The organism is Pseudomonas sp. ATCC 13867 (assembly GCF_000349845.1).
Taxonomy (GTDB): Bacteria; Pseudomonadota; Gammaproteobacteria; order Pseudomonadales; family Pseudomonadaceae; genus Pseudomonas.
Genome location: NC_020829.1, coordinates 4,277,901 through 4,302,823 on the forward strand (window position 1 = coordinate 4,277,901; position 24,923 = coordinate 4,302,823).

General features: G+C 67.2%; 21 protein-coding genes and 2 pseudogenes. 7 read left to right on the forward strand and 16 right to left on the reverse strand.

Annotated features, from left to right (window positions below):
- Positions 1 to 24: 24 nt before the first annotated feature.
- Entirely contained in the window at positions 25 to 2,070 is a 2,046-nt protein-coding gene (gene prlC, locus H681_RS19170) for an oligopeptidase A (RefSeq protein WP_080636278.1), read from the forward strand.
- A complete protein-coding gene (locus H681_RS19175) occupies positions 2,070 to 2,339 on the forward strand; it encodes a YheV family putative zinc ribbon protein (RefSeq protein ID WP_015478540.1) in 270 nt (89 codons plus the stop codon). Before prlC ends, H681_RS19175 begins: the two co-directional genes overlap by 1 nt.
- Before the next feature lie 65 nt (positions 2,340 to 2,404).
- Here the strand turns inward: H681_RS19175 and H681_RS19180 are convergent, their stop codons facing one another.
- From H681_RS19180 to sbcD, 4 genes and pseudogenes are all read right to left on the reverse strand, one after another.
- On the reverse strand, positions 2,405 to 3,082 hold the full coding sequence (locus H681_RS19180; RefSeq protein WP_201765465.1) for a Dps family protein: 678 nt from the start codon (positions 3,080 to 3,082) through the stop codon (positions 2,405 to 2,407).
- 145 nt (positions 3,083 to 3,227) lie between these two features.
- Positions 3,228 to 3,686: pseudogene (gene aac(6'), locus H681_RS27275) on the reverse strand (aminoglycoside 6'-N-acetyltransferase).
- The gene (locus H681_RS19195; protein ID WP_015478545.1) at positions 3,686 to 7,135 is read right to left on the reverse strand and encodes an AAA family ATPase; all 3,450 of its coding nucleotides are present in this window, start codon (positions 7,133 to 7,135) and stop codon (positions 3,686 to 3,688) included. Before H681_RS19195 ends, aac(6') begins: the two are co-directional and overlap by 1 nt.
- Positions 7,132 to 8,358: an exonuclease subunit SbcD gene (gene sbcD / locus H681_RS19200; RefSeq protein ID WP_015478546.1), complete on the reverse strand. Its 1,227-nt coding sequence runs from the start codon at positions 8,356 to 8,358 to the stop codon at positions 7,132 to 7,134. Before sbcD ends, H681_RS19195 begins: the two co-directional genes overlap by 4 nt.
- A 132-nt stretch (positions 8,359 to 8,490) precedes the next feature.
- Here sbcD and H681_RS19205 point away from each other — a divergent pair, with 132 nt between their 5' ends.
- From H681_RS19205 to H681_RS19215, 3 genes are all read left to right on the forward strand, one after another.
- Positions 8,491 to 9,852 (forward strand): TAXI family TRAP transporter solute-binding subunit, encoded by a 1,362-nt coding sequence (locus H681_RS19205; RefSeq protein ID WP_015478547.1) that lies wholly within the window; start codon positions 8,491 to 8,493, stop codon positions 9,850 to 9,852.
- Positions 9,853 to 9,967: 115 nt separating this feature from the next.
- Complete coding sequence (gene yejK, locus H681_RS19210; RefSeq protein WP_015478548.1) at positions 9,968 to 10,975, forward strand: nucleoid-associated protein YejK; 1,008 nt, start codon at positions 9,968 to 9,970, stop codon at positions 10,973 to 10,975.
- A 215-nt stretch (positions 10,976 to 11,190) separates the two neighbouring features.
- The gene (locus H681_RS19215; RefSeq protein ID WP_236620488.1) at positions 11,191 to 12,117 is read left to right on the forward strand and encodes a DUF4344 domain-containing metallopeptidase; all 927 of its coding nucleotides are present in this window, start codon (positions 11,191 to 11,193) and stop codon (positions 12,115 to 12,117) included.
- Here H681_RS19215 and H681_RS19220 read toward each other — a convergent pair.
- The 4 genes from H681_RS19220 to H681_RS19235 form a co-directional block, all read right to left on the reverse strand.
- Complete coding sequence (locus H681_RS19220; protein ID WP_015478550.1) at positions 12,098 to 13,033, reverse strand: glutathione S-transferase family protein; 936 nt, start codon at positions 13,031 to 13,033, stop codon at positions 12,098 to 12,100. The genes H681_RS19215 and H681_RS19220 overlap by 20 nt on opposite strands.
- A 64-nt stretch (positions 13,034 to 13,097) precedes the next feature.
- Complete coding sequence (locus H681_RS19225; RefSeq protein WP_015478551.1) at positions 13,098 to 13,400, reverse strand: GIY-YIG nuclease family protein; 303 nt, start codon at positions 13,398 to 13,400, stop codon at positions 13,098 to 13,100.
- Positions 13,397 to 14,098 carry a glutathione S-transferase C-terminal domain-containing protein gene (locus H681_RS19230; RefSeq protein WP_041712697.1) on the reverse strand — a complete coding sequence of 234 codons (702 nt, stop codon included), beginning with the start codon at positions 14,096 to 14,098 and terminating at the stop codon, positions 13,397 to 13,399. Before H681_RS19230 ends, H681_RS19225 begins: the two co-directional genes overlap by 4 nt.
- A 73-nt stretch (positions 14,099 to 14,171) precedes the next feature.
- Entirely contained in the window at positions 14,172 to 14,654 is a 483-nt protein-coding gene (locus H681_RS19235; RefSeq protein ID WP_015478553.1) for a nuclear transport factor 2 family protein, read from the reverse strand.
- Positions 14,655 to 14,766: 112 nt separating this feature from the next.
- Between H681_RS19235 and H681_RS19240 the strand changes: the two genes are divergently transcribed.
- A complete protein-coding gene (locus H681_RS19240; RefSeq protein ID WP_015478554.1) occupies positions 14,767 to 15,723 on the forward strand; it encodes a GlxA family transcriptional regulator in 957 nt (318 codons plus the stop codon).
- 92 nt (positions 15,724 to 15,815) lie between these two features.
- Here H681_RS19240 and pcsA read toward each other — a convergent pair whose 3' ends face one another.
- From pcsA to H681_RS19265, 5 genes are all read right to left on the reverse strand, one after another.
- Positions 15,816 to 16,532, reverse strand: a complete 717-nt coding sequence (pcsA, locus tag H681_RS19245) for a phosphatidylcholine synthase (protein WP_015478555.1) — start codon at positions 16,530 to 16,532, stop codon at positions 15,816 to 15,818.
- A gap of 315 nt (positions 16,533 to 16,847) precedes the next feature.
- Positions 16,848 to 17,624, reverse strand: a complete 777-nt coding sequence (locus H681_RS19250; protein WP_015478556.1) for an amino acid ABC transporter ATP-binding protein — start codon at positions 17,622 to 17,624, stop codon at positions 16,848 to 16,850.
- 12 nt (positions 17,625 to 17,636) lie between these two features.
- Complete coding sequence (locus H681_RS19255) at positions 17,637 to 18,734, reverse strand: amino acid ABC transporter permease (RefSeq protein ID WP_015478557.1); 1,098 nt, start codon at positions 18,732 to 18,734, stop codon at positions 17,637 to 17,639.
- A gap of 28 nt (positions 18,735 to 18,762) precedes the next feature.
- Entirely contained in the window at positions 18,763 to 19,947 is a 1,185-nt protein-coding gene (locus H681_RS19260; protein WP_015478558.1) for an amino acid ABC transporter permease, read from the reverse strand.
- A gap of 120 nt (positions 19,948 to 20,067) precedes the next feature.
- Positions 20,068 to 21,096, reverse strand: a complete 1,029-nt coding sequence (locus H681_RS19265; protein ID WP_015478559.1) for an amino acid ABC transporter substrate-binding protein — start codon at positions 21,094 to 21,096, stop codon at positions 20,068 to 20,070.
- A 516-nt stretch (positions 21,097 to 21,612) separates the two neighbouring features.
- On the opposite strand from H681_RS19265, the gene H681_RS19270 reads away from it, so the two are divergent.
- The gene (locus H681_RS19270) at positions 21,613 to 22,266 is read left to right on the forward strand and encodes an alpha/beta hydrolase (RefSeq protein WP_015478560.1); all 654 of its coding nucleotides are present in this window, start codon (positions 21,613 to 21,615) and stop codon (positions 22,264 to 22,266) included.
- Positions 22,267 to 22,471: 205 nt separating this feature from the next.
- Here the strand turns inward: H681_RS19270 and cobA are convergent, their stop codons facing one another.
- From cobA to ahbB, 3 genes and pseudogenes are all read right to left on the reverse strand, one after another.
- A complete protein-coding gene (gene cobA / locus H681_RS26785) occupies positions 22,472 to 23,257 on the reverse strand; it encodes a uroporphyrinogen-III C-methyltransferase (protein ID WP_201765479.1) in 786 nt (261 codons plus the stop codon).
- Positions 23,258 to 23,275: 18 nt separating this feature from the next.
- Positions 23,276 to 24,427, reverse strand: a pseudogene (gene nirJ, locus H681_RS26790) (heme d1 biosynthesis radical SAM protein NirJ); the annotation flags it as partial.
- A 10-nt stretch (positions 24,428 to 24,437) separates the two neighbouring features.
- Entirely contained in the window at positions 24,438 to 24,920 is a 483-nt protein-coding gene (ahbB, locus tag H681_RS19280) for a siroheme decarboxylase subunit beta (RefSeq protein WP_015478562.1), read from the reverse strand.
- Positions 24,921 to 24,923 lie beyond the last annotated feature (3 nt).

Consider the following 24,923-nt stretch of genomic DNA (forward strand, 5'->3'; position numbering starts at 1 on the left):
TGTTTCTTCAACCAAGGTGCCACCGTGAGCGCGAATCCCCTTCTGCAGAGCTACGACCTGCCGCCCTTCTCCTCCATTCGCCCCGAGCACGTGAAGCCGGCCATCGAGCAGATCCTCGCCGACAACCGCGCCGCCATCGCGCGCATCCTCGCCCAGCAGAACGGCACCCCGACCTGGGCCGGCCTGGTGCTCAGCATGGACGAACTGCATGATCGCCTGGGCAAGGCCTGGAGCCCGGTCAGCCACCTCAACGCGGTGTGCAACAGCGCCGAACTGCGCGAGGCCTACGAAGGCTGCCTGCCGCTGCTGTCCGCCTACTGGACCGAACTGGGACAGAACCGCGAGCTGTTCAAGGCCTACGAGTCGCTGGCCGCCAGTGCCGAGTCGAAGACCTTCGACGTCGCCCAGAAGACCATCCTCGAACACGCCCTGCGCGACTTCCGCCTGTCGGGTATCGACCTGCCGGCCGAGCAGCAGCAGCGCTACGCCGAAATCCAGACGCGCCTGTCCGAGCTGGGCAGCCGCTTCTCCAACCAGTTGCTGGACGCCACCCAGGCCTGGACCAAGCACATCACCGACGAAGCCGCGCTGGCCGGCCTGACCGACTCGGCCAAGGCGCAGATGCAGCAGGCCGCCCAGGCCAAGGAGCTGGACGGCTGGCTGATCAGCCTGGAATTCCCCAGCTACTACGCGGTGATGACCTACGCCGAAGACCGCGCCCTGCGCGAAGAGGTCTACGCCGCCTACTGCACCCGCGCCTCCGACCAGGGTCCGAACGCCGGACAGAACGACAACGGCCCGGTGATGCAGGAAATCCTCGACCTGCGCCAGGAACTGTCGCGCCTGCTGGGCTTTGCGAACTTCGCCGAGCTGTCCCTGGCCACCAAGATGGCCGAGACCCCCGAGCAGGTCCTGCACTTCCTCCGCGACCTGGCCGTGCGCAGCAAGCCCTTCGCCGCCCAGGATCTTGCGCAGCTCAAGGCCTACGCCGCCGAACAGGGCTGCCCGAACCTCTCCAGCTGGGACGCCAGCTACTTCGGCGAGAAGCTGCGCGAGGCGCGCTACAGCGTGTCCCAGGAAGCCCTGCGCGCCTACTTCCCGGTGGACAAGGTGCTCTCCGGCCTGTTCGCCATCGTGCAGAAGCTCTACGGCATCCAGATCCGCGAGCTGAACGACTTCGAGCGCTGGCACCCGGACGTGCGCCTGTTCGAGATCGAGGAAAACGGCCAGCACGTCGGCCGCTTCTACTTCGACCTCTACGCCCGCGCCAACAAGCGTGGCGGCGCCTGGATGGACGGCGCCCGCGACCGTCGCCGCACCGCCGAAGGCGAGCTGCAATCGCCGGTAGCTTATCTCGTCTGCAACTTCACCCCGGCGGTCGGCGGCAAGCCGGCGCTGCTGACCCACGATGAAGTCACCACCCTGTTCCACGAATTCGGCCACGGCCTGCACCACCTGCTGACCCGCGTCGAACACGCCGGCGCCTCGGGCATCAACGGCGTGGCCTGGGACGCAGTGGAGCTGCCGAGCCAGTTCATGGAGAACTGGTGCTGGGAGCCCGAAGGCCTGGCGCTGATTTCCGGTCATTACGAAACCGGCGCGCCGCTGCCCCAGGACCTGCTGGAGAAGATGCTCGCCGCGAAGAACTTCCAGTCCGGCCTGATGATGGTCCGCCAGCTGGAGTTCTCCCTGTTCGACTTCGAGCTGCACGCCACCCACGGCGACGGCCGCAGCGTGCTCGACGTGATCGAGGCGATCCGCACTGAAGTCGCGGTAATGCGCCCGCCGGCGTACAACCGCTTCGCCAACAGCTTCGCGCACATCTTCGCCGGCGGTTACGCGGCCGGTTACTACAGCTACAAGTGGGCCGAAGTGCTGTCCGCCGACGCGTTCTCCCGCTTCGAGGAAGAAGGTGTGCTGAACCCGGCGACCGGCGCGGCCTTCCGCGAGGCGATCCTGGCCAAGGGCGGCTCCCAGGAGCCGATGGCGCTGTTCGTGGCCTTCCGCGGCCGCGAGCCGTCCATCGACGCCCTGCTGCGCCACTCGGGCCTCACCGAGGAGGCTGCGTGATGAGCGAGGTGAAGAAGCGCTTCATCGCCGGGGCCGTCTGCCCGGCCTGCAGCGAGCAGGACAAGATCGTCATGTGGGACGTCGACGGCGTGCCGCACCGCGAATGCGTGGCCTGCGGCTATGCCGATACGCTCAACGCCCAGGGCCAGTCGGTACCGAAGGAGCTGACCACCCGGGTCAACGTCAGCGGCCTGAAGAAGCCTGCCGATCCGAAGGTGCAGAACGTGCAGTTCTTCCCCAACCCGAAGCTGAAGAAGCCGGACGAGTAAGTCCACGCCGCCAATAAGAAAGCCGTTTCTCTCCTGGGAGAAACGGCTTTTTCACGCGCCGAGGATCAGTGCCCGGTACCGTCACCACGGCGGCTGGTCTCGAAGAGGAACCAGGTGCGCTGCTCGGTTTCGTCGATCCAGTTCTCGATCAGGCTGGCCGTGGCGATGTCATGGTACTCGTCGCACAGGTCGTGCACTTCGCGCATGTAGGAGGTCAGCGCCTTGTTGTCCTCCTGCAGCTCGGCCAGCATGTCCAGCGGCTGCACGAACTCGGCGTCGTTGTCGAGGATGCGCTTGTCGCGGGCGATGTGGCCGATGGAGCGGATGGTGTTGCCACCGATCTTGCGGGTGCGCTCGGCGATGGCGTCGGTCATCGCGAAGATTTCCGTGGCATGCTCGTCCAGCAGCAGGTGGTAGTCGCGGAAGTGCGGACCGCTGACATGCCAGTGGAAGTTCTTGGTCTTCAGATAGAGAGCGAAGACGTCGGCGAGCAGGCGGTTGAGCGCGGCGGAAAGATCGCGAGTGGCGTTCTTGCTCAGGTCAGAAGGCGTGGCCAGGGCCGGTGCGCGGCGCACCGCGGGTTTCGCTGCGGCCGGCTTGGCGGCGGGTTTGCTGGCGGCGGCCTTGGCGGCCGGTTTGGCGGCTGTCTTGGCTGCAGGTTTGGCGGCCGCCTTCGCTGCCGGCTTCGTAGCGGCGGGTTTTGCCGCCGCAGGTTTCTTCGGAGCCGATGCGGATTTCTTCATCACAAATCACCTCTACGAAAGATCACGATACCTGTGGATGCCCTCCCGTTCGGGATAGGGCTGACTCAGCGGTCTTGAGCCTATCTCGCTCACCGTCGATTGCAAGTCGACATCAACCGGCGCCGAGCGTTCCTCTTGACTCGGATCAGTCGCGCAGCGGCTTGCGGAAATACACCACGCGCTCGGTTTCGACGAAGCCCAGCGCGCGATGCAGGGCATGGCTGGCGTGATTGTCGAGCGCCGCATCGGAGGCGAAATCCCGACAGCCCCGCGCAACGCCCCAGACCTGTACGGCACGCACCAGGGCGCGTGCGACACCCTGCCGGCGCGCCGACTCGGCAACGTAGATGCCTTCGAGGAACAGCACCGGCGTACCCTCGGTACCGTTGACTTAATCGTTGTGCACCGCCGCCTCGGCCAGCCCCAGCGCCTTGCCTGCGGCATCGCGGGCGAGGAACGCGCAGTAGCGCTGCGGATGCCCGAGGATATCCCGCGCCTCATCGCGAAATTCCGCCTCGTGATCCCCCGGCCAGAGCCGCAGGCGCAGCTCGATCCAATCGTCGAGATCGGCCGTTGTCGCCTGTCGTACCCGCAGCCTGTCCATCAACCGTTCCCCGGGGTGAAGCGGAAGCATGCGTCGAGCTGGCTGTAGCCCATGCCGACGCCCTTGTGCACCTTGAGCTGCACCGGAATGCGCTCCTTGAGCGCTTCGACGTGGCTGATCACGCCGATGGTCTTGCCCGTCGCGTTGAGGCTGTCGAGGGCGTCCAGCGCCACTTCCAGCGTCTCGCCATCGAGGGTGCCGAAACCTTCGTCGAGGAACAGCGAGTCGATGCTGGTCTTGTGGCTGACCAGGTCGGACAGTGCCAATGCCAGCGCCAGGCTGACCAGGAAGCTCTCGCCGCCGGACAGCGTCTTGCAGTCGCGGGCGGTGTCGCCCTGCCAGGTATCGACCACTTCCAGTTCCAGCTCGCCGTCGCTGCGCCGCGCCAGTTGGTAGCGACCGTGCAGGCGCTGCAACTGGCGGTTGGCGAGGTGCACCAGGTGATCGAGGGTCAGGCCCTGGGCAAAGCGCCGGTAGCGCGCACCGTCGGCGGCACCGATCAGGCTGTTCAGGCGCTGCCAGAGGTCATGTTCCTCCTCCTGCCGGCGGATCGCCTCGAACAGGCTCTGCTGGCTGGCGCGCCGCGCATCGTCACCCTGCAACTGCGCGCGGATTTCCCCCTGGCGCTGGCCCAGTTCGCGCAGCTCGGCGTTGAGGGTGAGCAGTTGCTGGTTCAACTCATCCAGCGACAGATCGCCGTGCGGCTCGGCGTTCAGGCGCTCGACATCCTTCAACGCCGCCGTACGCAAGGCCACGGCCTCGGTGATGGCGGTTTCCAGTTTCTGCCTGAGGGTGCCGAGCTCGGCGCGCTGGGCATCATCCAGCAGCGCAGCGAGGTACGCAGGCTCGTCGGCGAACGGGCTTTGCGCCAGCGCGTGCTGCCAGGCCGCCGCGCTTTGCGCCAGGCGAGCCTGATCCTGTTGCAGACGCTCCAGCAGCGACTGTTCGCGGCCCTGTAGCGCATCGGCCTGGCGTTGGCTGGCGCCCAGGCGCGCCTCGGATTCGGCCAACGCCTGCTGCGGGTCCTCCGCGCGCGGCACCACGCTCCGCGCCTCGAACGCCGCCGCCTGCCAACGCTGCTGCCACTGCTGCGCGGTCTCCCGCGCCACGCCTGCGGCCTGCGCCGCCTCGCGCTCGGCGGCAGCCAGTTGCTGGCCGAGTTGCTGGTCCCGCTGCCAGCGCTGCCACTCCCCGGTGCGCTCGGCCAGCCATTGCTCGCCGTCTTCCGGCAGGTCATAGCCCAGTTCCGTCAGGGCGGCGGCCAGGGTTTCCTCCTGCTGTCGCAGCTCGGCACGCTGGCTGGCGATCTGCTGCGTACGCTCGTCCTGGCGCTGCCGGGCGAACTGCTGCTCGCCCTCGAAGAGCGCCAGCTGCTGCGCCGCCTCGCTGTGCTTCCGTTCGGCGTCAACCCGCGCCTGTACAGCGTCCTGCTGGCGGACCTTGTGTTCTTCCAACGCCGTCAGTTGTCGTTGCAGATCGGCCAGCGCCGTTTCGTGACGCTGGCGCTCGGTGGCCAGTGCCTGTTCATCGACCAGTTGCAGCCCCTGCGCCGCACAGTGTTGCTGCCAGGCGTCCTGCTGCTGCCGGAGCGCCGCTTCGGCTTCATCGAGCTGGCGTTGTCCCTGCTGTAGCTGCGCTTCGAGTTCGGCCAGTTCGCCACGCAGGGCAACGCCCTGGCTCTCCAGCTCCGCCAGCGCGCGCCGGCTCTCGTCGAGCGCGGTCTGGGTGGCCGACACGTCCAGCGCCTGGTAGGCCTCCACCGCCGGGTGCTGCAAGGAGCCGCAGAGCGGACAGGCTTCGCCGGGCTGCAACTGCGCGCGCCAGTGTTCGAGCTGGTGGATGCGCTGCTCCTGCTGCAGGAGCTTTTCCCGGTCGGCGACCTGCTGCTGCGTCGCCTTGTAGCGCTCGCGCAGGACGACGATGGCGCCATCGCGCTCGCCCTTGCGCTGGCGCAGCGCAAGCAGTTCCGGTTGCCAGCGGGCCAGTTGCGCGGCGGCCTGGGCCCGTGCCTGGGCGATCTGTTCCAGGCGGTCGAAGCCACGACCCAGCGCCTGCAACTGCTGCGCGCGGTCGCGCAGTTGCGCTTCGGTCGCGCCGGCCAGCAATGACTCCAGTTGCTGCCGGGCGGCGGACTCGATCTGGCGAGCCTCGCCCAGCGCCTGCTCGCTGAGCCTGGCATCGCCTTGCAGCCCTTCGCGACGGGCACCGGCATCGCTGAACGCCTGCTGCGCCTGGTCGAACTGACGCTGGATTTCCACGCCGGCCGCCATCAGGCGGGCGCGCTGGGCGAACTGGGCGCGCCAACCTCCGAGCAGCTCGCCCAGTCGCGCACGCTGCGGCTGCTGCGCGAAACGTGCCTCCAGCGCCTGACGCTGCTCGACCAGCGCATCCAGCGCCGCACCACGGGCATCGCTCACCTGCCGGGCGAACTGGCTGGCGCTCCACAGCGCCTCGGCGATCCGTTCACGGCTGGCGGCCTGCTCGCTGCGATTGTCCTCCAGCGCGGCGCGGTCCTGCGCCAGACTGTCATGATTGGCGCGCCAGGCCTGGTGCAGCGGCTGCAAGCGCGCGGCGGGCTCGCTGGCGGCCAGGCGTTGCAGGTCCGGTTGCGCCGCATCGAGCGACTGCCGGGCACCCGTTTCGTTCTCGCTGGCCTGCCGCATCTGCTGCTCGGCGCGGCCGAGCTCCTCGCACCAACGGCGCTGGGCCTGCAGCGCCACCTGGCGGCCCTGCAGCGAGGCCTCCTGCAACAGCGCCTGATGGTTCTGCTGTTCGAGGGCTTCGCGCTGCTCGCCGCTGAGCAGTTCGACGCCTTCGGCACGGGCGCGCAACTGGTCGAGCGCGCCGCGTACGTCGCGAGTGCGCTCGAAGACGCGCTGCGAGATCAGCCCGTAGATTTCCGTGCCGGTCAGCTCCTCCAGCAATTCCGCGCGCTGGTTGGCGTTGGCTTCGAGGAAGGCGGCAAAACCGCCCTGGGCCAGCAGCATGGATTTGGTGAAGCGTTCGAAGTCCAGCCCCGTCAGGATTTCGGTCTGCTTGAGCTTGTCGCTGATCTTGTCGGTAAGGATTTCCCCCTCGCCACTGGCGCGGTCGACGCGCGCCAGCTCCACCTTCGGCGCCTGCAACGCGCCCTCGGCCTTGTCGCGGGCGCGGCGCTGGCTCCAGAAGGCGCGGTAGGGCTGCCCCTTCACCTCGAACTCCACTTCGGCCAGGCAGTCGGCGGTGTGCCGGGTCATCAGCTCGTTGCCGCTCTGCGACAGCACGCTCATGCGCGGCGTGCGGTGGTAGAGCGCGAGGCAGATGGCGTCGAGCAGCGTGGTCTTGCCGGCGCCGGTGGGGCCGGTGATGGCGAACAGGCCGTTGCCGGCGAAGGGTTCGGCGGTGAAGTCGATTTTCCACTCGCCCTTGAGCGAGTTGAGGTTCTTCAGGCGCAGGCTGAGGATTCTCATGGCTGCTGCTCCTGCTCTTGCAGTTCACCGAGCACCTGCCGGTACAACCCGGTCAGGCGTTCACGCAAGGGCGCTTCCAGGTCCTCGCCGTCCAGGCGTTGCCGGAACACATCCTCGGGGCTGAGTTCGTCGAGGGTTTCCTTCGCCTCGCTGAACAGCGCCGCCTGTGCGTTGCCGCGCTCACGGCGGGTTCGCAGGACGACCACCGGCAGGTCTTCGCAAAGCTTCTCGACGCGCACCTGGATATCGCTGAGGTAGTCGTCGGTGTGCACCAGCACCTCCAGCCACACCGGCTGCTCGGCGCTGCCTTCCGCGGCCACGCGGGCCAGCTCGACGGGCAGGCTGGCGAGGCTGCCGGACACCGACTTCAGCGGCTGGAAGCACGGCACCGGCAAGGCGCTGACGCCGCGCAGGCCGCTGTCGTCCAGGTCCACCAGCAGTACCTGCTTGCCTTGCGCGGCCTCGTCGAAACTCAGCGCGATGGGCGAGCCGCAATAGCGGATGTGCTCCAGTCCGCCGACCTTCTGCGGCCGGTGGATGTGCCCCAGGGCGATGTAGTCCGCCGGCGGGAAGGCGCTGGTGGGGAAGGCCTCCAGCGTGCCGACGTAGATCTCCCGCACCGACTCGCTGGCGCTCGCGCCCACCGTGGTGAGGTGACCGGTGGCGAGGATCGGCAGGTGGCGGCCGAGGGCTTCGCGCTGCGCCTCGGCGCGCTCGAACAACTGCCGGTAATGCGCCTGGATCGCCTGTTGCAGCGCCAGTTGCTTGTCCTGCGCGCTCTGTCCGGCCTGGCTGGTGAGCACATCACGCGGGCGGATGAAGGGAATCGCACAGAGGATCGCGCCGGGCTCGCCGTTGCGCTGCGGCAGCACCAGCACCTGCGCGTCGAGATCGGTGCCGACGGCGGCGATCACCTGGGTGTCCAGGCACGCCAGCAGCTCGCGGGACTCCTCCAGCATGGCCACCGAATCATGGTTGCCGCCCAGCACCACCAGCCGTGCGCCGGTATCGCGCAGTTCGACGATGAAGCGGTTGTACAGCTCGCGGGCGTAACTGGGCGGCGCGCCGGTGTCGAACACATCGCCGGCGATGATCACCGCATCCACGCCCTGCTCGCGCACCTGCCCGACCAGCCAGGCGCAGAACGCCTGGTGCTCGGCCTCGCGGCTCTTGCCCATGAAGTGCTGGCCCAGGTGCCAGTCGGAGGTGTGGAGAATGCGCATACCGTGACGTCCGCAGCCGTGATCCAAAGGCTGGGATGATAGCGGGTTGCGCCGCCGCGATGGCGGATTCGCCGGCCACCGCCGCCCAGGCTGGCTATCTTTCAGGAATGCACGCCGCGAAAAGGACTCCCCATGCAACGCCTCGTCAACATGCTCAAGGACCTCGCCATCCTCGTCCGCGCCAACCTCTGGCTGGTGCCGGTGCTGGCCGCGCTGGTCGCTGCGGTCTTCTACTTCGTCGCGCCGCCACCGCCGATGAGCGCCACCCTCGCCACCGGCGCGCCGGGGGGCGGTTATGCGGCTTTCGGCGAGCGCCTGAAGGAGGAACTGGCCACGCAGGGCTTCGAGCTGAAGCTGGTCAAGACCGCGGGGTCGAGACAGAACCTGGAGAAGCTGCTGGACACCGGCAGCGAGGTGAACATCGGGCTGGTGCAGAGCGGCCAGGAGCAACAACTGGAGCCCGCCCAGCGCACCGGCCTGCAGACCCTCGGGGCGATGTTCCAGGAGCCCTTGTGGCTGTTCCAGCGCCGCGACGTGAAGATCGACCGCGTCGCCGACCTGCTGCCGCTGCGGCTGGCCATCGGCACGCCGGGCAGCGGCACCGAGGCGGTGACCGAAGCCATCCTCAAGGCCAACGACATCCCCAGCGATCCCCTGCCGGCGAACTGGCAGGCGCGCGGCGGCAACGCGGTGGCCCATGAACTGCTGGCCGGCACGCTGGACGCGGCCTTCTTCGTCGGCCCGGCGGAAAACCCCTTGATCCAGCGTCTGGCGGCCAGCCCCGAACTGAAGCTGGCCGGCTTCCGCCGCGCCCATGCCTACGAGGCGCGGATTCCCTTCCTCACGCGTGTGGAAGTCAGCGAAGGCCTGCTGAACCTGGCGCAGAACGTCCCGGAGCAGGACCTGGCCACGCTGTCGCCGGTGGCCACCCTGGTGATCAACGACAACTTCCACCCGGCACTCACCCCGCTGATCCTGGAGGCCGCGCGCCGGGTGATGAGCAAAGGCACCCTGCTCGACCCGGCCGGCGCCTTCCCCAGCGCCGAGCCGCGCACCCTGGCCCTGCAAGGCGACGCCGAGCGCTACTACAAGAGCGGCCCGCCACTGCTGCAGCGCTTCCTGCCGTTCCGCATCGCCTCGCTGGCGGACCGCTACATCATCCTGCTGATCCCCTTCATCGCCATCCTGATCCCGCTGATGAAATCCATCGGCCCGCTGTACCGCTGGCGCATCCGCGCGCGCATCTACCGCTGGTACCGCTACCTGCGCGAGATCGACCGGCGCCTGGACGAACGCGCCGGCAGCGCCGAGCTGAGCACGGAAATCGAACGCCTGGAGCAGCTCGAGGCCGAACTGGCCAAGGTCGAGGTGCCGCTGTCGTACTACAACGAGTTGTACGAGCTGCACCTGCACCTGAACTACGTGATCCGCCGCCTGCGCCAGTTGCGGCGCAACCGGCGTGAGCGGGACGGGCAGGTTGCCGCCTCGGACTGAGCGGTGCCGAGCACGGGAACGCCGGGTCGGGTAAACTCTGGCGTTTTCCAATCCGCCCGCCCCGCCGCCGCTTCGATGCACGCGGCGCGGCCGGCACTGAACAACCGGGTCCGCCATGCCGATTCGCCACGCCATCGTCCACCTGATCGACAAGAAGCCCGACGGCAACCCCGCGACGCTGCACGCGCGCGAAGCCGAGCTGGGCGACTCCCAGGCCATCGAGAACCTGATGGCCGACCTCAACGAGAGCTACAACGCCAAGCCGAACAAGGCCTGGGGCCTGTTCCAGGGCGAGTCCGGCGCCTACCCGTTCAGCGGCTGGCTGAGCGAGTACCTGGACAACGGCAAGGACTTCGTTGCGTTCTCCGTTCAGGCCGTGGAACACCTGAAGTCGCTGATGGAAGAGTCCAACCTCTCCACCGGCGGCCATGTGCTGTTCTGCCACTACCAGCAAGGCATGACCGACTACCTGGCCATCGCCCTGCTGCACCACAGCGAAGGCGTGGCGGTGACCGAGTCGCTGGAAGTCACCCCGTCGCGCCACCTGGACCTGGGCCAGCTGCACATGGCAGCGCGGATCAATATCTCCGAGTGGCGCAACAACAAGACCTCCAAGCAGTACATCTCCTTCATCAAGGGCAAGGGCGGCAAGAAGGTCTCGGACTACTTCCGCGACTTCATCGGCTGCACCGAGGGCGTCGACGGGCCGAGCGAGACCCGCACCCTGCTCAAGGCCTTCAGCGACTTCGTGGAAAGCGAAGACCTGCCCGAAGAACAGGCCCGCGAGAAGACCGACGTGCTGGTGGACTACGCCACCAGCCAGGCCAAGATCGGCGAACCGATGGCCCTGGACGCGCTCTCCGAGCTGATGGACGACCAGGCGCCGCGCGCCTTCTACGACTACATCCGCAACAAGGACTACGGCCTGTCGCCGGAGATCCCGGCGGACAAGCGCACCCTCAACCAGTTCCGTCGCTTCACCGGCCGCGCCGAGGGGCTGTCGATCAGCTTCGAGGCACATCTGCTGGGCAGCAAGGTGGAGTACGACGAGGAGCGCGACATGCTGATCATCCGCGGCCTGCCGACCCAGTTGCATGACCAGCTCAAGCGGCGCAAGAGCTGATCGCCAGCCACGAAGAGGCCCATCGCGAGATGGGCTTCTTCGTGCATGTAAGGCGGTTCGCGAGCAAGCTCGCTCCTACAGGCAACCGGTCAGCACGGCGCGCTCGTCGTAAGCGAGCTTGCTCGCGAACCTGCCAACTTCCGACAAAACACCCCAGAGCGGGCGGCCACGCGCTGCTAAAGTCAAATCAGGCGCCTCTCGCTCGCGGTGCCGCCATGTCCGCCTTGCACCCTCTCACCGCTGCTGCAGTCCCGCTCTCCGGGCGTCCCCGGGTGTACCGCTCGACTCTCGCGCTGCTGTTATTGATCTGCACTCACCTTGCCCTGGCCGACCCAACGTCCCCCACGCTCACGCCCAACGTCGCGCGCTTCGTGCTGGCCAACGCGGAGTTCAGCGTGATGCACGAAATGGGGCACATGCTGATCGCCGAATACGACCTGCCGCTGCTCGGCCGCGAGGAGGACGCCGCCGACCAGCTCGGCTTCATCCTGCTGTTCCGCCTCTATGCGAAGCTGCCCCGGGACGAGATCGACGCACGCCTGCTGGACATCGCCGACTACTGGCGCCTGGAATGGCAGACGCCCAAGCCGCCGCCGGAACAGGTACAGGCCTGGGACAGTCATCCGCTGGATGAGCAGCGCTACTACAACATCGCCTGCCTGCTGTACGGCAGCGACATGAAGCGACTGGACTGGCTGCCGCCGCTCACCGGCCTGCCCTATGAACGGGCCCTGTATTGCGACCAGGAGTTCCAGCAGGCGAGCAAGGCGCTGAACTGGATTCGCCATGCGCGCCCCCTTGCCTCGATCCAGCACCGGGCCGCCCTGCGGCTGACATTCGAGATGCCGGGAGCGGGCCGCGACGACGTGGGCCCGCTGGTCGCCCTGCTGCGCCACGGCGACCACTTGCAGCGGTTGCTGGACGAGGTCTTCAGCCTGCTCCGGCCGCCACGTCCGCTGACCCTCCAGCTGCTCAGCTGCGGCGCGCCGGACGCCTGGTACAACCGCAACAGCGGGGAAATGGCGCTCTGCTACGAGCGCCTGCTGTATTTCCGGCAGATGGCCGAGAACCTGCCGCGCCTGCGCACCCCGGTGACGCGGCGCTGCCCCGGCCCTCTGGGACTCAGGCCGGGCGGATGCTGAAGCCCAGGCGCGGGAAGTGCACGTGGACGGTCCCCGCGCGCGCATCCTCGCGGCGCAGGACCAGGCTTTCGCGCCCGGCATGCAGCAGCTCGCCTTCCACCGGATCGACGCCGTAGTCGGTGGCGGCGATCACCACCCGCTGGCCGGCGCCGAAGCCATTGGGATCGACGAAATCTTCCTCCGGCAATGCGGCGGGCCGGCTGCCGCGGGCCAGCGCAATCGCCTCCTCCGCACTCATCTCACTCGGCGCGCCGTGGCCGAAGCCCAGTACGCGACCCAGCCAGGCGCTGGCCGCCGGGTAATCGTCCACCAGCGGCGCGGTCACCGGCGTGCCCTTGAGGAACCACAGGCAGTGGGCCAGGGCGAAGTCGGCAATCGACGGCTCGCCGAACAGGAAGTCACCCTCCTCCCGCGCCAGCTGTTGTTCGACACGGGCCATGAACACCGGCCACTGGTGTTTGGCCTGCTCGGCCGGCAGGCGGCTCGAGCTGCCGCCGCTGAACAATTGGCTACGGTCGGCGATGAAGGCCTTGAGGAACTCCGGCGGCAACTTGCCGAAGCGCGCCGCGATGGATTCGGGCTGGAACACCAGGCTGACGGCATGCTGGAAGATCACCGTATCCGCCCACTGGGCGAAGCTGGCGGCGGTGAACTCCTGGCCTTCGGGGAACAGCGAAGGCACGGCCTTCTCCTGCTCCAGGCGGAGGGCGATCAGGGCGGTGTCGCAGTAGATGTCGGCGCCGACCTGCAGCACCGGAGTCCGGCGATAGCCACCGGTCAGGGCCATCAGATCGGGCTTGGGCATCAGCGGCGGGATGCTCACCGAGCGCCAGGACAACTGCTTGAAACCCAGTAGCAGACGCGCCTTTTCGGCGAAGGGCGAAGTCGGATAGTGGTGCAGGATCAGCTCGGACATCACGGGCTCCAGCGGCCGGAAGGATGGACAGGCAGCTTAACCCGCGAGAAGGCTCCGGCCTACCTCATGTCCCGGATAGGGCAACATCCACGGCGTGGATGGCCGGATTGGCCTGCACCAGGCGTTCCTTGGCCTTCTTGGTCAGCGCCTTGATCGCCCGCTCCCGGCGCAAGGCATCGCCCTTGCCGGGGCAGGTCTCGACATAGACCAGCGCCTGGGCCGGGCTGGAATGAAAGAAACGCGCGCCCTTGCCGCTGCGGTGCGTCTCGAAACGCCGCGCCGGGTCATCGCTGATGCCGCAGTAGAGCGCGCCGTTCTCGGCGCGCACCAGGTAAACGAACCAGGGCTTGGGTTCGACAGCCGTCACGATGCCCAGACCCGGGCCTGCATGCGCTCGCAGTAGGCGACCAGCCGTTCATAGCTGCGCGCCATGTCGTTGAGCGGCGTTTCCAGGGTGCTCAGCACCAGATTGGCGAGCACGCCATAGGCGGCCGCGTCGGCGCTGCAGGGTTGGGCACCACCGTAGAACGGCAGGTCGCCGAGCATGCCGTCCAGCGCTTCGAGGTCGTCGCGGGCGAAGCTCAGCAGCTCTTCGCGACTGTGCCGGATCAACCCGCGGCCGGCGAGATCGCCACGGATCTTGCGCTGCATGAACAGGCCCACCGCCGGACGCAACGGAGCCGGGATGCTGCGCAGCATCACGTCCCTCACCTGGCGGAAGCCCGACTCGTCGAGCCAGCGGAAGTACACCAGCAGCGGCACCAGGTGCTCGTCGCACAACCGGGTGATCGACACCGCCCAGCCACGGCCACGGGCGTCGAGCCCGGCGTCGAGGTCGAATTCGTAGTACTGCTGCAGGGTACGCATGATGATCGCGGTATCCGCGATGGCCTTGCCGTCCAGGGTGATGAACGGCAGCTTGCCCTTGGGGCCCTTGCGCGGGTCGACGACGTGCTTGATCTGGTACTCCAGCCCGGCCAGGCGCAGGAAGGTTTCCAGCTTCAGGCAAAAGGGGCTGACGTTGGGCACATTGAAGGCGGGCGGGAACTGGAAAAGAGTGATCATGGCGGCATCCTGCTCGGAGTCGCCTGTCATTTAAGCCTATCCGCCTTCCGCGAGCGAGCCCGGCACCTTGACATCAGGCCTTCGAGGCCCGCTGCGCGCGGTATACCGCAAGTCCTCCGGCCGCCTGGGCACGGATCGCCGCCCGCACCGGCGGCGCCCAGCCCAGCAGGGCGCCCTTGGCTCCGAGGGCCTGGCGCGACCATTTCCACAGGTCGAACGTATCGACATGACGGCAGATCAGGCCGTCGCGAAACTCGAACCGTGCGCGGATGTGATTGACCACCCGCCGGCCGGTCCGGGTAAAGGTGTAGGACGCCACCCAGTGCGCCGTCCCGCATCGCTCATCGGCTTCGATGCCCTCGTAGCTCAAGGAGAAATCCGCGGCCCGCGCGGTGAGCATGCGCCACATATCCCCGGCCTCGGCGCCACGCAGGTCGGTGAAGACCGGGTCGCTGAACTGCACGTCGGCGCTGTAGCAGGCGGCCATTGCATCGCCATCGCGGCGCTGGAAGGCCTGGTAGAAGCGTTCGATCAACTGGGCGTTGGGATGGGCCATGACGGCGCTCGCATGAAGAAGGTGGGCGCAGTATCGACGAGGTTCCGACTGGACACGATTGGCAATATCGACAAAATTATGATCGATAACGCCAAATTCATTGTGAGACGCCATGTTCAGGATAGCCCTGTTCGTCTGCCCGCAAACGCTGTGCTCCAGCCTCGGCCTGGCAATGGATGCCTTCCACCTGGCCAACCGGCTCGCCGGCCAGCGCCTGTTCGAGGTGCTGCGGGTCAGCGCCGACGGCGCGCCGGTCGCCCTCCCCTTCGGCCGCATCGAAGTGGAAGGCGCCCTCGATCTCGCCGGGGACTGCGACCTGCTGCTGATTCCCGCCACCGGGCCGGACGTGGCCGCCACCTGCGCCGCCAACCAGCCGCTGCTCGCCTGGCTGCGCCACAGCCCGCCCGGAGTGCAGTTGGCCAGCCTGTGCAGCAGTGCCTTCCTGCTCGCCGAAGCGGGCGTGCTGGACGGCCGCCGCGCCACTACGCACTGGGCGCTGGAGGCGGCCTTCCGGGAGCGTTATCCACAGGTGAACCTGGACATCGACGCGCTGTGCACCGAGGACGGCGGGCGCCTCTGTTCCGGCGGCGCGCAGGCCGGGCTGGACCTGTGCCTGTACCTGATCGAGCGCCACGCCGGCGCGGCGCTCGCCCGGCGCGCGGCGGCCACGCTGGTGTTCGAACACGGCCGTGGCCGGCAGCGGCGCTTCACCCCGCTGCTGCCCGAGCCACTGCCCGAAGGCTCGGTGCTGGCGCCATTGCTGGCATGGCTGGCGGACAACTATGCCGAACCGTTCGACCTGAGCACACTGGCGCAGCGCGTGCACTGCTCGACGCGCACCTTGCTGCGGCGCTTCCGCGAGCAGTTGGGAATGACCCCGAACGATTACGTGCAGCGCCTGCGCATCGCCTCGGCACAGGAGGCGCTGGGCGACCCGGCACGTTCGCTGGAGCGCATCGCCAGCGATATCGGCTATGCCGACCGGGCGAGCTTCGCGCGGCTGTTCAAGCAGTTGTGCGGGGAGACGCCGGGGGCCTTTCGGCAGAGGTTGCTGGGACGGTCGGCGTAGCAATGTAGGAGCGAGCGTGCTCGCGAACCCGCTTGACACAGGCATCGCCGGAGAACCCGTTCGCGACCAGGCTCGCTCCTACAGGAAGAGCATCAGTGGAACCACTCCATCGCCGTGCGCCACACGCAGACGCCGACGAAGTACGCCGACGCGATGAACCACAGGCCGAGCAGCCAGTGCTGGTCGATCGGCTGCTGGAGGATCAGCAGCGCGCTGCTGAGCATCCAGACGAAGGTCACGGCGATGTTCAGCGGCATGAACTGGCGCACGCGGAAGGGGTGCAGGAACTTCATCCTGGTCAGGGTCAGCGCGGCCAGCGCCAGCACGGTGACGAAGCTCACCCAGGGATGCAGGTCGAGCACGTAGAAGTACACCGCCACCACGTTCCAGGCGGCCGGGAAGCCGACGAAGTAGTTGTCCTTGCTCTTCATGTTGACGTTGCAGAAGCAGAACAGCGAGGACACCAGGATCACCCCCACCGCCAGCAGTTCGGTATGCACCGGCAGCGGCACGTAGCGGTAGATGAAGATAGCCGGGATGAACACGTAGGTGAGGTAATCGATCACCAGGTCCAGGGTCGAGCCATCGAAGTGCGGCAACACCGCCTTGACGTCGAACTTGCGCGCCAGCGTGCCGTCCAGGCCGTCCACCAGCAGAGCGACGCCCAGCCACAGCAGGCAAGCCTGGGGTCGGTTGTCGACCAGTGCCAGCAGCGCCAGCAGCGCGAGAATGACACCGCTGGAGGTCACCGCATGGGCGCTCCAGGCTTTGGCCTTGCTCAGGTTCAGGGGCGATAGGATCAGGTTCACGTCGGCTCTCTTCCTTCGGACGGCGATGCAGGCGAGCTACTTCAAACGTTAGCCCATCCCTGACAAACCACTGCACATGGGAACACCGATCCGCCGGCCGAGTTCAGCCGGTTCTTCCCGATGCGTCTTGTTGCGGTGGAATCGGCAGCATACGCCGTTGCGGCGGGGGCTTGCCATCGGGGGAGACGAGCGTTGCAAGGTTGGCCGGGTGAGGTCTCAACCTTGTAGGAGCGAGCTTGCTCGCGAAAGGAATTCCCGGCTACTCGGGTGCCGGGCGATTCGCGAGCAAGCTCGCTCCTGCAAAAAACGCCTTGGTCAGTGGAGGATCTGGCTGAGGAACAGCTTGGTCCGGTCCGACTGCGGGTTGTCGAAGAACTGGTCCGGCGCCGCCTGTTCGACGATCTCGCCCTTGTCCATGAAGATCACCCGGTTCGCCACGGTGCGCGCGAAGCCCATCTCGTGGGTTACGCAGAGCATGGTCATGCCGCTCTGCGCCAGGCCGATCATGGTGTCGAGCACCTCCTTGACCATCTCCGGATCGAGCGCCGAGGTGGGTTCGTCGAACAGCATGATCTTCGGCTTCATGCACAGCGCGCGGGCGATCGCCACGCGCTGCTGCTGGCCGCCGGAGAGCTGGCCGGGGAACTTGTTGGCCTGCTCCGGGATGCGCACGCGCTCCAGGTAATGCATGGCGACTTCCTCGGCCTGGCGCTTGGGCAGCTTGCGCACCCACATGGGCGCCAGGATGCAGTTCTGCAGCACGGTCAGGTGCGGGAACAGGTTGAAGTGCTGGAACACCATGCCGACTTCGCTGCGGATCGCCTCGATCTGCTTGAGGTCGTTGGTCAGCTCGGTGCCGTCGACCACGATGCTGCCCTGCTGGTGTTCCTCCAGGCGGTTGATGCAGCGGATGGTGGTGGACTTGCCCGAGCCGGACGGCCCGCAGAGCACGATGCGCTCGCCCTGCTTGACCTCCAGGTTGATGTCCTTGAGCACGTGGAACTGGCCGTACCACTTGTTCACGCCCTTCATGGTGATCATCGTGTGATCGCCGATGGCCGGCTGTGCGGTCTTTTGGGTGGCTTCAGACATGACGATTCACTCCTAACGCTTGTGGCCGGTGTCCAGCTTGTGCTCCAGGTGCATGGAGTAGCGGGACATGCCGAAACAGAAGATCCAGTAGACCGCCGCGGCGAACACATAGCCTTCGGTGGCCATGCCCAGCCAGGCCGGGTCCGCGGTGGCGCGCTTGATGCTGTTGAGGAAGTCGAACAGGCCGATGATGATCACCAGGCTGGTGTCCTTGAACAGCGCGATGAAGGTGTTGACGATGCCGGGAATCACCAGCTTGAGCGCCTGCGGCAGGATCACCAGGCCCATGATCCGCCAGTAGCCCAGGCCCATCGCGGCGGCGGCCTCGTACTGCCCCTTGGGGATCGCCTGCATACCGCCGCGCACCACCTCGGCGATGTAGGCGGCCTCGAACAGCACCACCATCACCATCGCCCGCAGCAGCTTGTCCAGGTTCATCCCCTCGGGCAGGAACAGCGGCAGCATCACCGAGGACATGAACAGCACGGTGATCAGCGGCACGCCGCGCCAGAACTCGATGGTGGTGACGCAGATGACCTTGATCGCCGGCATCTTCGAGCGCCGCCCGAGCGCCAGCAGGATGCCCAGCGGCATCGCCCCGCAGATGCCGACCGCGGCGATCACCACGGTGAGCATCAGGCCGCCCCATTGGCTGGTCGGCACGTTATCAAGACCGAGGAAGCCACCGTGCAACAGCCAGTAGGCCACCAGCGGCAAGGCCACGAGGAAGCAGGCGCCATACTTCAGCTTGTACGGGAAACGCTTGAGGAACAGCGGCGCCGCCCCGAAGATCACGAAGAGCACGCTGAGGTCCACGCGCCAGCGCAGTTCCTCGGGGTAGAAGCCGTACATGAACTGGCCGAAGCGCGAACCGATGAACACCCAGCAGGCGCCCTCGCGGGAGCAGTCGGCGCGGGTCGCGCCGGCCCAGTCGGCCTTGATGAACGCCCACTCCAGCAGCGGCGGCAGGATCAGGTACACCAGGTACAGCCCGAGCAGTGTCAGCAGGGTGTTGAGCCAGCCGGAGAACAGGTTGGCGCGCAGCCAGCCGAGGACACCCACGCTCATCGCCGGTGGCGGCAGGTCGGGTTTGAAGGTATGCGTTGCCATCTAACTAAGCCTCTGCTCTCTATCCGGATCAGCGCTCGACCAGTGCGATGCGCTTGTTGTACCAGTTCATCAGCAGCGAAATGCTGATGCTGATGGCCAGGTACACGCTCATGGTGATGGCCATGGTCTCGATGGCCTGGCCGGTCTGGTTGAGCACCGTGCCGGCGAACAGCGAGACCATGTCCGGGTAGCCGATGGCGGCGGCCAGCGAGGAGTTCTTCGCCAGGTTCAGGTACTGGCTGGTCAGCGGCGGGATGATCACCCGCAGCGCCTGCGGGATGACCACCAGGCGCAGGGTCTGGCCCGGACGCAGGCCGAGGGAGCCTGCCGCCTCGGTCTGGCCGTGGCTGACCGCCTGGATGCCGGCGCGCACCGTCTCGCCGATGAAGGCCGCGGTGTACACCGACAGCGCAAGCACGATGGACACCAGTTCCGGGATCACCACCCAGCCGCCACGGAAGTTGAAGCCTTGCAACACCGGTACGTCCCAGTGGAACGGCGCGCCGGCCGCCAGTGCGGTCAACCCAGGCAACAGGATCAGTAGCGCCAGGCCGCTGAGGAATACCGGGAAGGCCTTGCCGGTGGCGTGGCGGCGGGCCTTGGCCCATTTCCAGATCACCGCCCAGCCGACGAGCGCCAGGACGAACGCGACGATGAGCGGGCCGAGCCCGTCGGCGGCGGTCGGCGCGGGCATCTGCAGGCCACGGTTGTTGACGAAGAACAGCCCGCCGAAGCTGATGCTCTGCCGTGGGCCGGGCAACGGGCCGAGCACGGCGAAGTACCAGAAGAAGATCTGCAGCAGCGGCGGGATGTTGCGGAAGGTCTCGATGTACAGGGTCGCCAGCTTGCGGATCAGCCAGTTGGGCGACAGCCGCGCCACGCCGAGGATGAAACCGATGACGGTGGCGAAGAAGATGCCCACCACCGTGACCAGCAATGTATTGAGCAGGCCGACCAGGAACACCCGCGCGTAGGTATCGCTTTCGCTGTAGTCGATCAGGTGCTGGGAGATGCCGAAGCCGGCGCTGTTCTGCAGGAACCCGAAGCCGGACTGGATGCCACGGTGTTCGAGATTGGTCTGGGTGTTATCGAAGAGAAACCAGCCGACCGCGACGACGACGATCACGGCGATGATCTGGAAGGCCCAGGCCCGCACCGTGGGATCGGTGAGCGAGATCCCTCGCGGACGCTGGGCTTTGATGGAATTTTGCATGTAAGCCCTCTTACGAAGGCTCCGAGGCGGGCACGGATCTACACCCGCGCCGCCCCGGAGGCTTCATGTCATCAGAAACAGGTCCGGCGCCCACCATCAGGGCGCCGGGCACGGGAATGGTCAGCGCACCGGCGGTGCGTACTGCAGACCACCCTTGTTCCACAGGGCGTTGAGGCCACGCTTGATCTTCAGCTCGCTGCCGTCGCCGACGTTGCGATCGAAGATCTCGCCGTAGTTACCCACTTGCTTGACGATCTGTACCGCCCAGTCCTTGGACAGTTTCAGGTCCTTGCCGTAATCGCCTTCGGCGCCGAGCAGGCGGGCGACGTCCGGGTTCTTGGTGTTCTTGGCCATCTCCTCGACGTTCTTCGAGTTCACGCCCAGCTCCTCGGCGTTGAGCATGGCGAAGAGCGTCCAGCGCGCGATGTCGAACCACTCCTCGTCACCCTGGCGTACCGCCGGGCCCAGCGGCTCCTTGGAGATGACTTCCGGCAGCACCACGTAGTCGTCGGGCTTGGCCAGCTTGATGCGCTGGGCGTAGAGCTGCGACTGGTCGGAGGTCAGCACATCGCAACGCCCGGACTCCAGCGACTTGGCGCTCTCGTCGGAGGTGTCGTAGGTGATGGGGGTGTACTTGAGGTTGTTGGAGCGGAAGTAGTCGGACAGGTTGAGCTCGGTGGTGGTGCCGGCCTGGATGCACACGGTGGCGCCGTCGAGTTCCTTGGCGCTGGAGACGCCGAGCTTCTTGTTCACCAGGAAGCCCTGGCCGTCGTAGTAGGTCACGCCGACGAAGTTCAGGCCCATCGCGCTGTCGCGGGAACTGGTCCAGGTGGTGTTGCGCGAGAGGATGTCGATCTCGCCGGACTGCAGCGCGGTGAAGCGCTCCTTGGCGGTCAGCGGACTGAACTTGACCTTGCTCGCGTCGCCGAACACGGCGGCGGCCAGGGCGCGGCAGACATCGACGTCGATGCCCTTGTACTGCCCCTTGGCGTCGGCGTAGGAGAAGCCCGGAAGACCATCACTGATACCGCACTGCACGTAGCCTTTCTTCTTCACTGCATCCAGGGTGGCGCCCGCGTGAGCGAGGCCGCTGATACCGAACACGGCGGCGGTGGTCAGCACTGCCAGGGTGGATTTCACCATCTTCATCGATCTTCTCCGTTGCTTTTTTAGTGTTCTGGAGTCCCGGTTCCACCGCCGTACCCTCGTGAGGCACAAGCAAGACCACTGACGGGATGGAGACCTAAGGGTGAGTCTAGTCCGCCCTCGGAAACCGCACCGAGGCGTCGCAGACCCGCCCGGAGCCCGCAGGTGATGCGGGCTGGAACGGGGGTCTAGGCAGATCATTGCGTGAAGGCGAAGGCCCGTCGCGCCAGCCGTTGACCGCGGCCGGACGTCGACGGGCCCTGAAGCGGCCCAAGGCCATTGCCACCCCGCTTGCGGTACAGCTTTCCGGATGGGGTCGGTAAAGTGTTACCGCAAGCGGGGTGACACAGCCTGGAACCTGAGATAGCAAGGGCCGTACCAGCTCCACGGCGCCCCCCACAATCCGGCAGCGTCAAGCCCTGCAAGTTATGGCAATGCGACATCTTCTTGCAGGGCGCTTCCGCCCCTTTTCGCGCGCGGCGCCCCCTCCTAGAGCGCCCGCCCCATCCTGGAGCCTCCATGACCCAGTCCCTGATCCTCGAACCCACCCACCCGGCCGACGCCTGCGTCATTTGGTTGCACGGCCTGGGCGCCGACCGTTACGACTTCGAACCGGTAGCACAGATGCTGCAACGCAGCTTCACCAGCACCCGCTTCATCCTCCCGCAGGCGCCGACCCGCCCGGTCACGGTGTTCAACGGCATGCCCGCGCCCAGCTGGTACGACATCCTCGCCATGTCGCCCGCCCGCGCCATCGACGACGCACAGCTGGAAGCTTCGGCCGACAGCGTGATCGCACTGATCCAGGGACAGATCGACCAGGGCATCGACGCCCGCCGCATCATCCTCGCCGGTTTTTCCCAGGGCGGCGCCGTGGTGCTGCACACCGGCTACCTGCGCTGGAACGGCGAACTGGGCGGGGTCATGGCCCTGTCCACCTATGCGCCGACCTTCGCCGCGAACCTCGACTTCAGCCCCGCCAAGCGCCAACTCCCGGCGCTCTGCCTGCACGGCACGGCCGATGACGTGGTGTCGCCGCCCCTGGGCCGGGCGGCCTACGATTTCCTGGTGGCGCAAGGCGTTCCCGCCCTGTGGCGCACCTACCCGATGAGCCACGAGGTGAGCAACCAGGAAATCGCCGACATCGCCCAGTGGCTGGACGAGCGCCTGTAAGGCTCGCCAGGCTCTGTACGAAAAGTCGTCGAGCGAAGCTCAGGCTAGGCAAAATCGGTGAGGAAACGCAGTTTACGAGCTGTCAATGAGCATGAGTCGCTACGCTCGTCTCTTCGAGGCCGCACTGACGTGCCTTAGCCGCAAGCGGCTTCCGAACCGGTTTTTAACGACGCATCACCGAGCGCAAACACTTTTCGTACAGCACTTAGAACCCCTCGGCCTCGGCGGCCACGGGGCTGACCGGCACCTCGGCCAGGGCGGCCACCTCGCCGATCACCAGCAGAGTCGGCGGACGCAGGCCCTCGGCCAGTTCCGCCAGCCGGTCCAGGCGCCCGACGCGGATGGTCTGGCCGGGCAACGAGCCCTGCTGCACCAGCGCCACCGGCGTATCGGCCGCGCAGCCGTGCTCGCACAGCTCCCGGCTGATCTGCGCGGCATGTTGCAGGCCCATGTAGAACACCCGGGTCAGGCCGCTGCCGGCCAGCGCCGGCCAATCGCACTCGAGACTGCCGTCGCTGCGGGTACCGGTGACCAGCACCAGCGCCTGGGCATGTTCGCGGTGGGTCAGCGGGATGCCGGCAGCCGCCGCGCAGGCCGCCGCTGCCGTCACTCCCGGCACCACGTGGCAGGCGATGCCGGCCTTGCGCAGTACCTCCAGTTCCTCGCCACCGCGCCCGAAGATCAGCGGATCGCCGCCCTTCAGGCGCACCACGTTGCGTCCCTGGCGCGCCAGCCGCACCAGCAGGCGGTTGATGTTCTCCTGGGACAGCGTATGCCGGCCACAGGCCTTGCCCACGTCGATGCGTTCGGCGCCGGGCGGCGCCTTGGCCAGCACGGCGGGCGACACCAGGCGGTCGTGCACCACCACCTCGGCCCGCGCCAGGCACTCGGCGGCCTTCAGGGTCAGCAGTCCGGGGTCGCCGGGACCGGCCCCCACCAGCCAGACCTGCCCCGGTTCGGCGATGAAGCGGATCGGCTGCCGCGCCACCAGTGGAGCGGGTGCGCGCTGCGGCACCGGCTGGTCGTGGCGCAGGCCGATCTCCTCGTCGCTCAGGTAGCAGCCCGGGTCCGAGGCCCAGGGATCGTCGGTGGACTGCCAGGCACGGATGCGCGTGTTGCCGTTGCACATGCCCAGGTACTGGCACTGCGCGCAGCGCCCATGCACCGGCCGCGGCTGCTGGCGCAACCCGTCCAGCAGCGGGTCGCCGGTGTCTCGCCAGATCGCCGAGAACGGCCGCTGCCGCACGTTGCCCAGGCTGTAGCCCCACCAGTAGGTGTCCGGATGCACATCGCCGCGATTGTCGATATTCGCCACGCCCACCCCGCTGGAGTTGCCGCCCCAGCGCAGCAGATCGGCACGCAGCGTCTGCGCATCCATCCCGCGCGCCTGCGCCCAGCGCAGCAGGAACGGCGCATCGGCATCGTTGTTGCCGGTGACGTATTCGCGCCCCTGGTCGAGATCGGCCCAGGCCTGCTCGAACAGCAGCGTCATGGCCTCGCGGGTCATCGCGAAAGCCGCGTCGTCGCGCTGGTTGCGCGCGCCGCGCCCGGAGTAGTTGAGGTGCGACAGGTAGAACTTGTCCACCCCCTCCTCGCGCATCAGGCGCAGCAGTTCCGGCAGTTCGGCGGCATTCGCCGCCGTCAGGGTGAAGCGCCAGCCCACCTTGACCCCGGCGCGGCGCAGGTGGCCGACCGCCGCCAGCGTCCGGTCGAAGGCGCCGTCGGCACGGCGGAAGCGGTCGTGGCTGGCGCGCAGGCCGTCGATGGATACGCCGACGTAATCGTAGCCGCTGTCGGCGATGCGCCGGGCCAGCGGCGCATCGATCAGCGTACCGTTGCTCGACAGCCCGACGTACAGCCCCAGTTCCTTGGCGCGCGCGCTGAGCTGGAACAGATCCGGCCGCAGCAGCGGTTCGCCGCCGGAAAGGATCAGCGCCGGAATACGCATGCCGGCAAGGTCGTCGAGCACGGTCATCGCCTGCGCGGTGTCCAGCTCGCCGGGGAAATCGATATCGGCGGAAATGGAATAGCAGTGGCGACAGGTCAGGTTGCAGCGCCGCAACAGGTTCCAGATCACCACCGGGGCCACCTCGATCGTCCGTGCCGGCGGTAGCGCCAGGCCCTGGCGCAGGCGTTGCAAATGGCGACTGATGCGTAACATGGGAGCCTCCTCAGGGCGCACCGGCCAGACGCAGGCCGGTCTTCTTCAGGATTCGCAGGCTGTACAGCACCTCGTGCCCACGGCAGGCATCGCCGAGCAGGCCGGCCATTTCCGCGAGGTAGCACTCCACGGTGGCGCGGCGGCGGGCGTGCAGCATGGCGAACAGGTTGTAGGGCCAGCCGGGCATGCGCCGTGGCCGCTGGTAGCAGTGACTGACGTAGGGCAGCGCACCGAGCAGGCGGCCGCAGCGTTCAAGCTGGTCGTCGGCGATGTCCCACACACTCATGCCATTGGCCCGGTACCCCAGCGCGTAGTGGTTGGGAACCGCGGCAATCCGGCGGATGGCGCCGCAGGCAAGCAAGCGCGCGAGGCGCCCGCGCACCTCGTCTTCGCGCAGTTGCAAGGCATCGGCCAGGGCTTGGTAGGGCCGGCTCTGCAATGGCAGCCCGGACTGGGTGACGAGGATCAGTTGGCGGTCGGTAGCGTCGAGCACGGC

Excerpts from the sequence above, each read along its gene's own strand:
- H681_RS19175 (WP_015478540.1), top strand. The coding sequence starts at position 2,070 with ATGAGCGAGGTGAAGAAGCGCTTCATCGCCGGGGCCGTCTGCCCGGCC.
- H681_RS19180 (WP_201765465.1), bottom strand. The coding sequence starts at position 3,082 with ATGAAGAAATCCGCATCGGCTCCGAAGAAACCTGCGGCGGCAAAACCC.
- H681_RS19195 (WP_015478545.1), bottom strand. The coding sequence starts at position 7,135 with ATGAGAATCCTCAGCCTGCGCCTGAAGAACCTCAACTCGCTCAAGGGC.
- sbcD (WP_015478546.1), bottom strand. The coding sequence starts at position 8,358 with ATGCGCATTCTCCACACCTCCGACTGGCACCTGGGCCAGCACTTCATG.
- H681_RS19205 (WP_015478547.1), top strand. The coding sequence starts at position 8,491 with ATGCAACGCCTCGTCAACATGCTCAAGGACCTCGCCATCCTCGTCCGC.
- yejK (WP_015478548.1), top strand. The coding sequence starts at position 9,968 with ATGCCGATTCGCCACGCCATCGTCCACCTGATCGACAAGAAGCCCGAC.
- H681_RS19215 (WP_236620488.1), top strand. The coding sequence starts at position 11,191 with ATGTCCGCCTTGCACCCTCTCACCGCTGCTGCAGTCCCGCTCTCCGGG.
- H681_RS19220 (WP_015478550.1), bottom strand. The coding sequence starts at position 13,033 with ATGTCCGAGCTGATCCTGCACCACTATCCGACTTCGCCCTTCGCCGAA.
- H681_RS19230 (WP_041712697.1), bottom strand. The coding sequence starts at position 14,098 with ATGATCACTCTTTTCCAGTTCCCGCCCGCCTTCAATGTGCCCAACGTC.
- H681_RS19235 (WP_015478553.1), bottom strand. The coding sequence starts at position 14,654 with ATGGCCCATCCCAACGCCCAGTTGATCGAACGCTTCTACCAGGCCTTC.
- H681_RS19240 (WP_015478554.1), top strand. The coding sequence starts at position 14,767 with ATGTTCAGGATAGCCCTGTTCGTCTGCCCGCAAACGCTGTGCTCCAGC.
- H681_RS19250 (WP_015478556.1), bottom strand. The coding sequence starts at position 17,624 with ATGTCTGAAGCCACCCAAAAGACCGCACAGCCGGCCATCGGCGATCAC.
- H681_RS19255 (WP_015478557.1), bottom strand. The coding sequence starts at position 18,734 with ATGGCAACGCATACCTTCAAACCCGACCTGCCGCCACCGGCGATGAGC.
- H681_RS19260 (WP_015478558.1), bottom strand. The coding sequence starts at position 19,947 with ATGCAAAATTCCATCAAAGCCCAGCGTCCGCGAGGGATCTCGCTCACC.
- H681_RS19265 (WP_015478559.1), bottom strand. The coding sequence starts at position 21,096 with ATGAAGATGGTGAAATCCACCCTGGCAGTGCTGACCACCGCCGCCGTG.
- H681_RS19270 (WP_015478560.1), top strand. The coding sequence starts at position 21,613 with ATGACCCAGTCCCTGATCCTCGAACCCACCCACCCGGCCGACGCCTGC.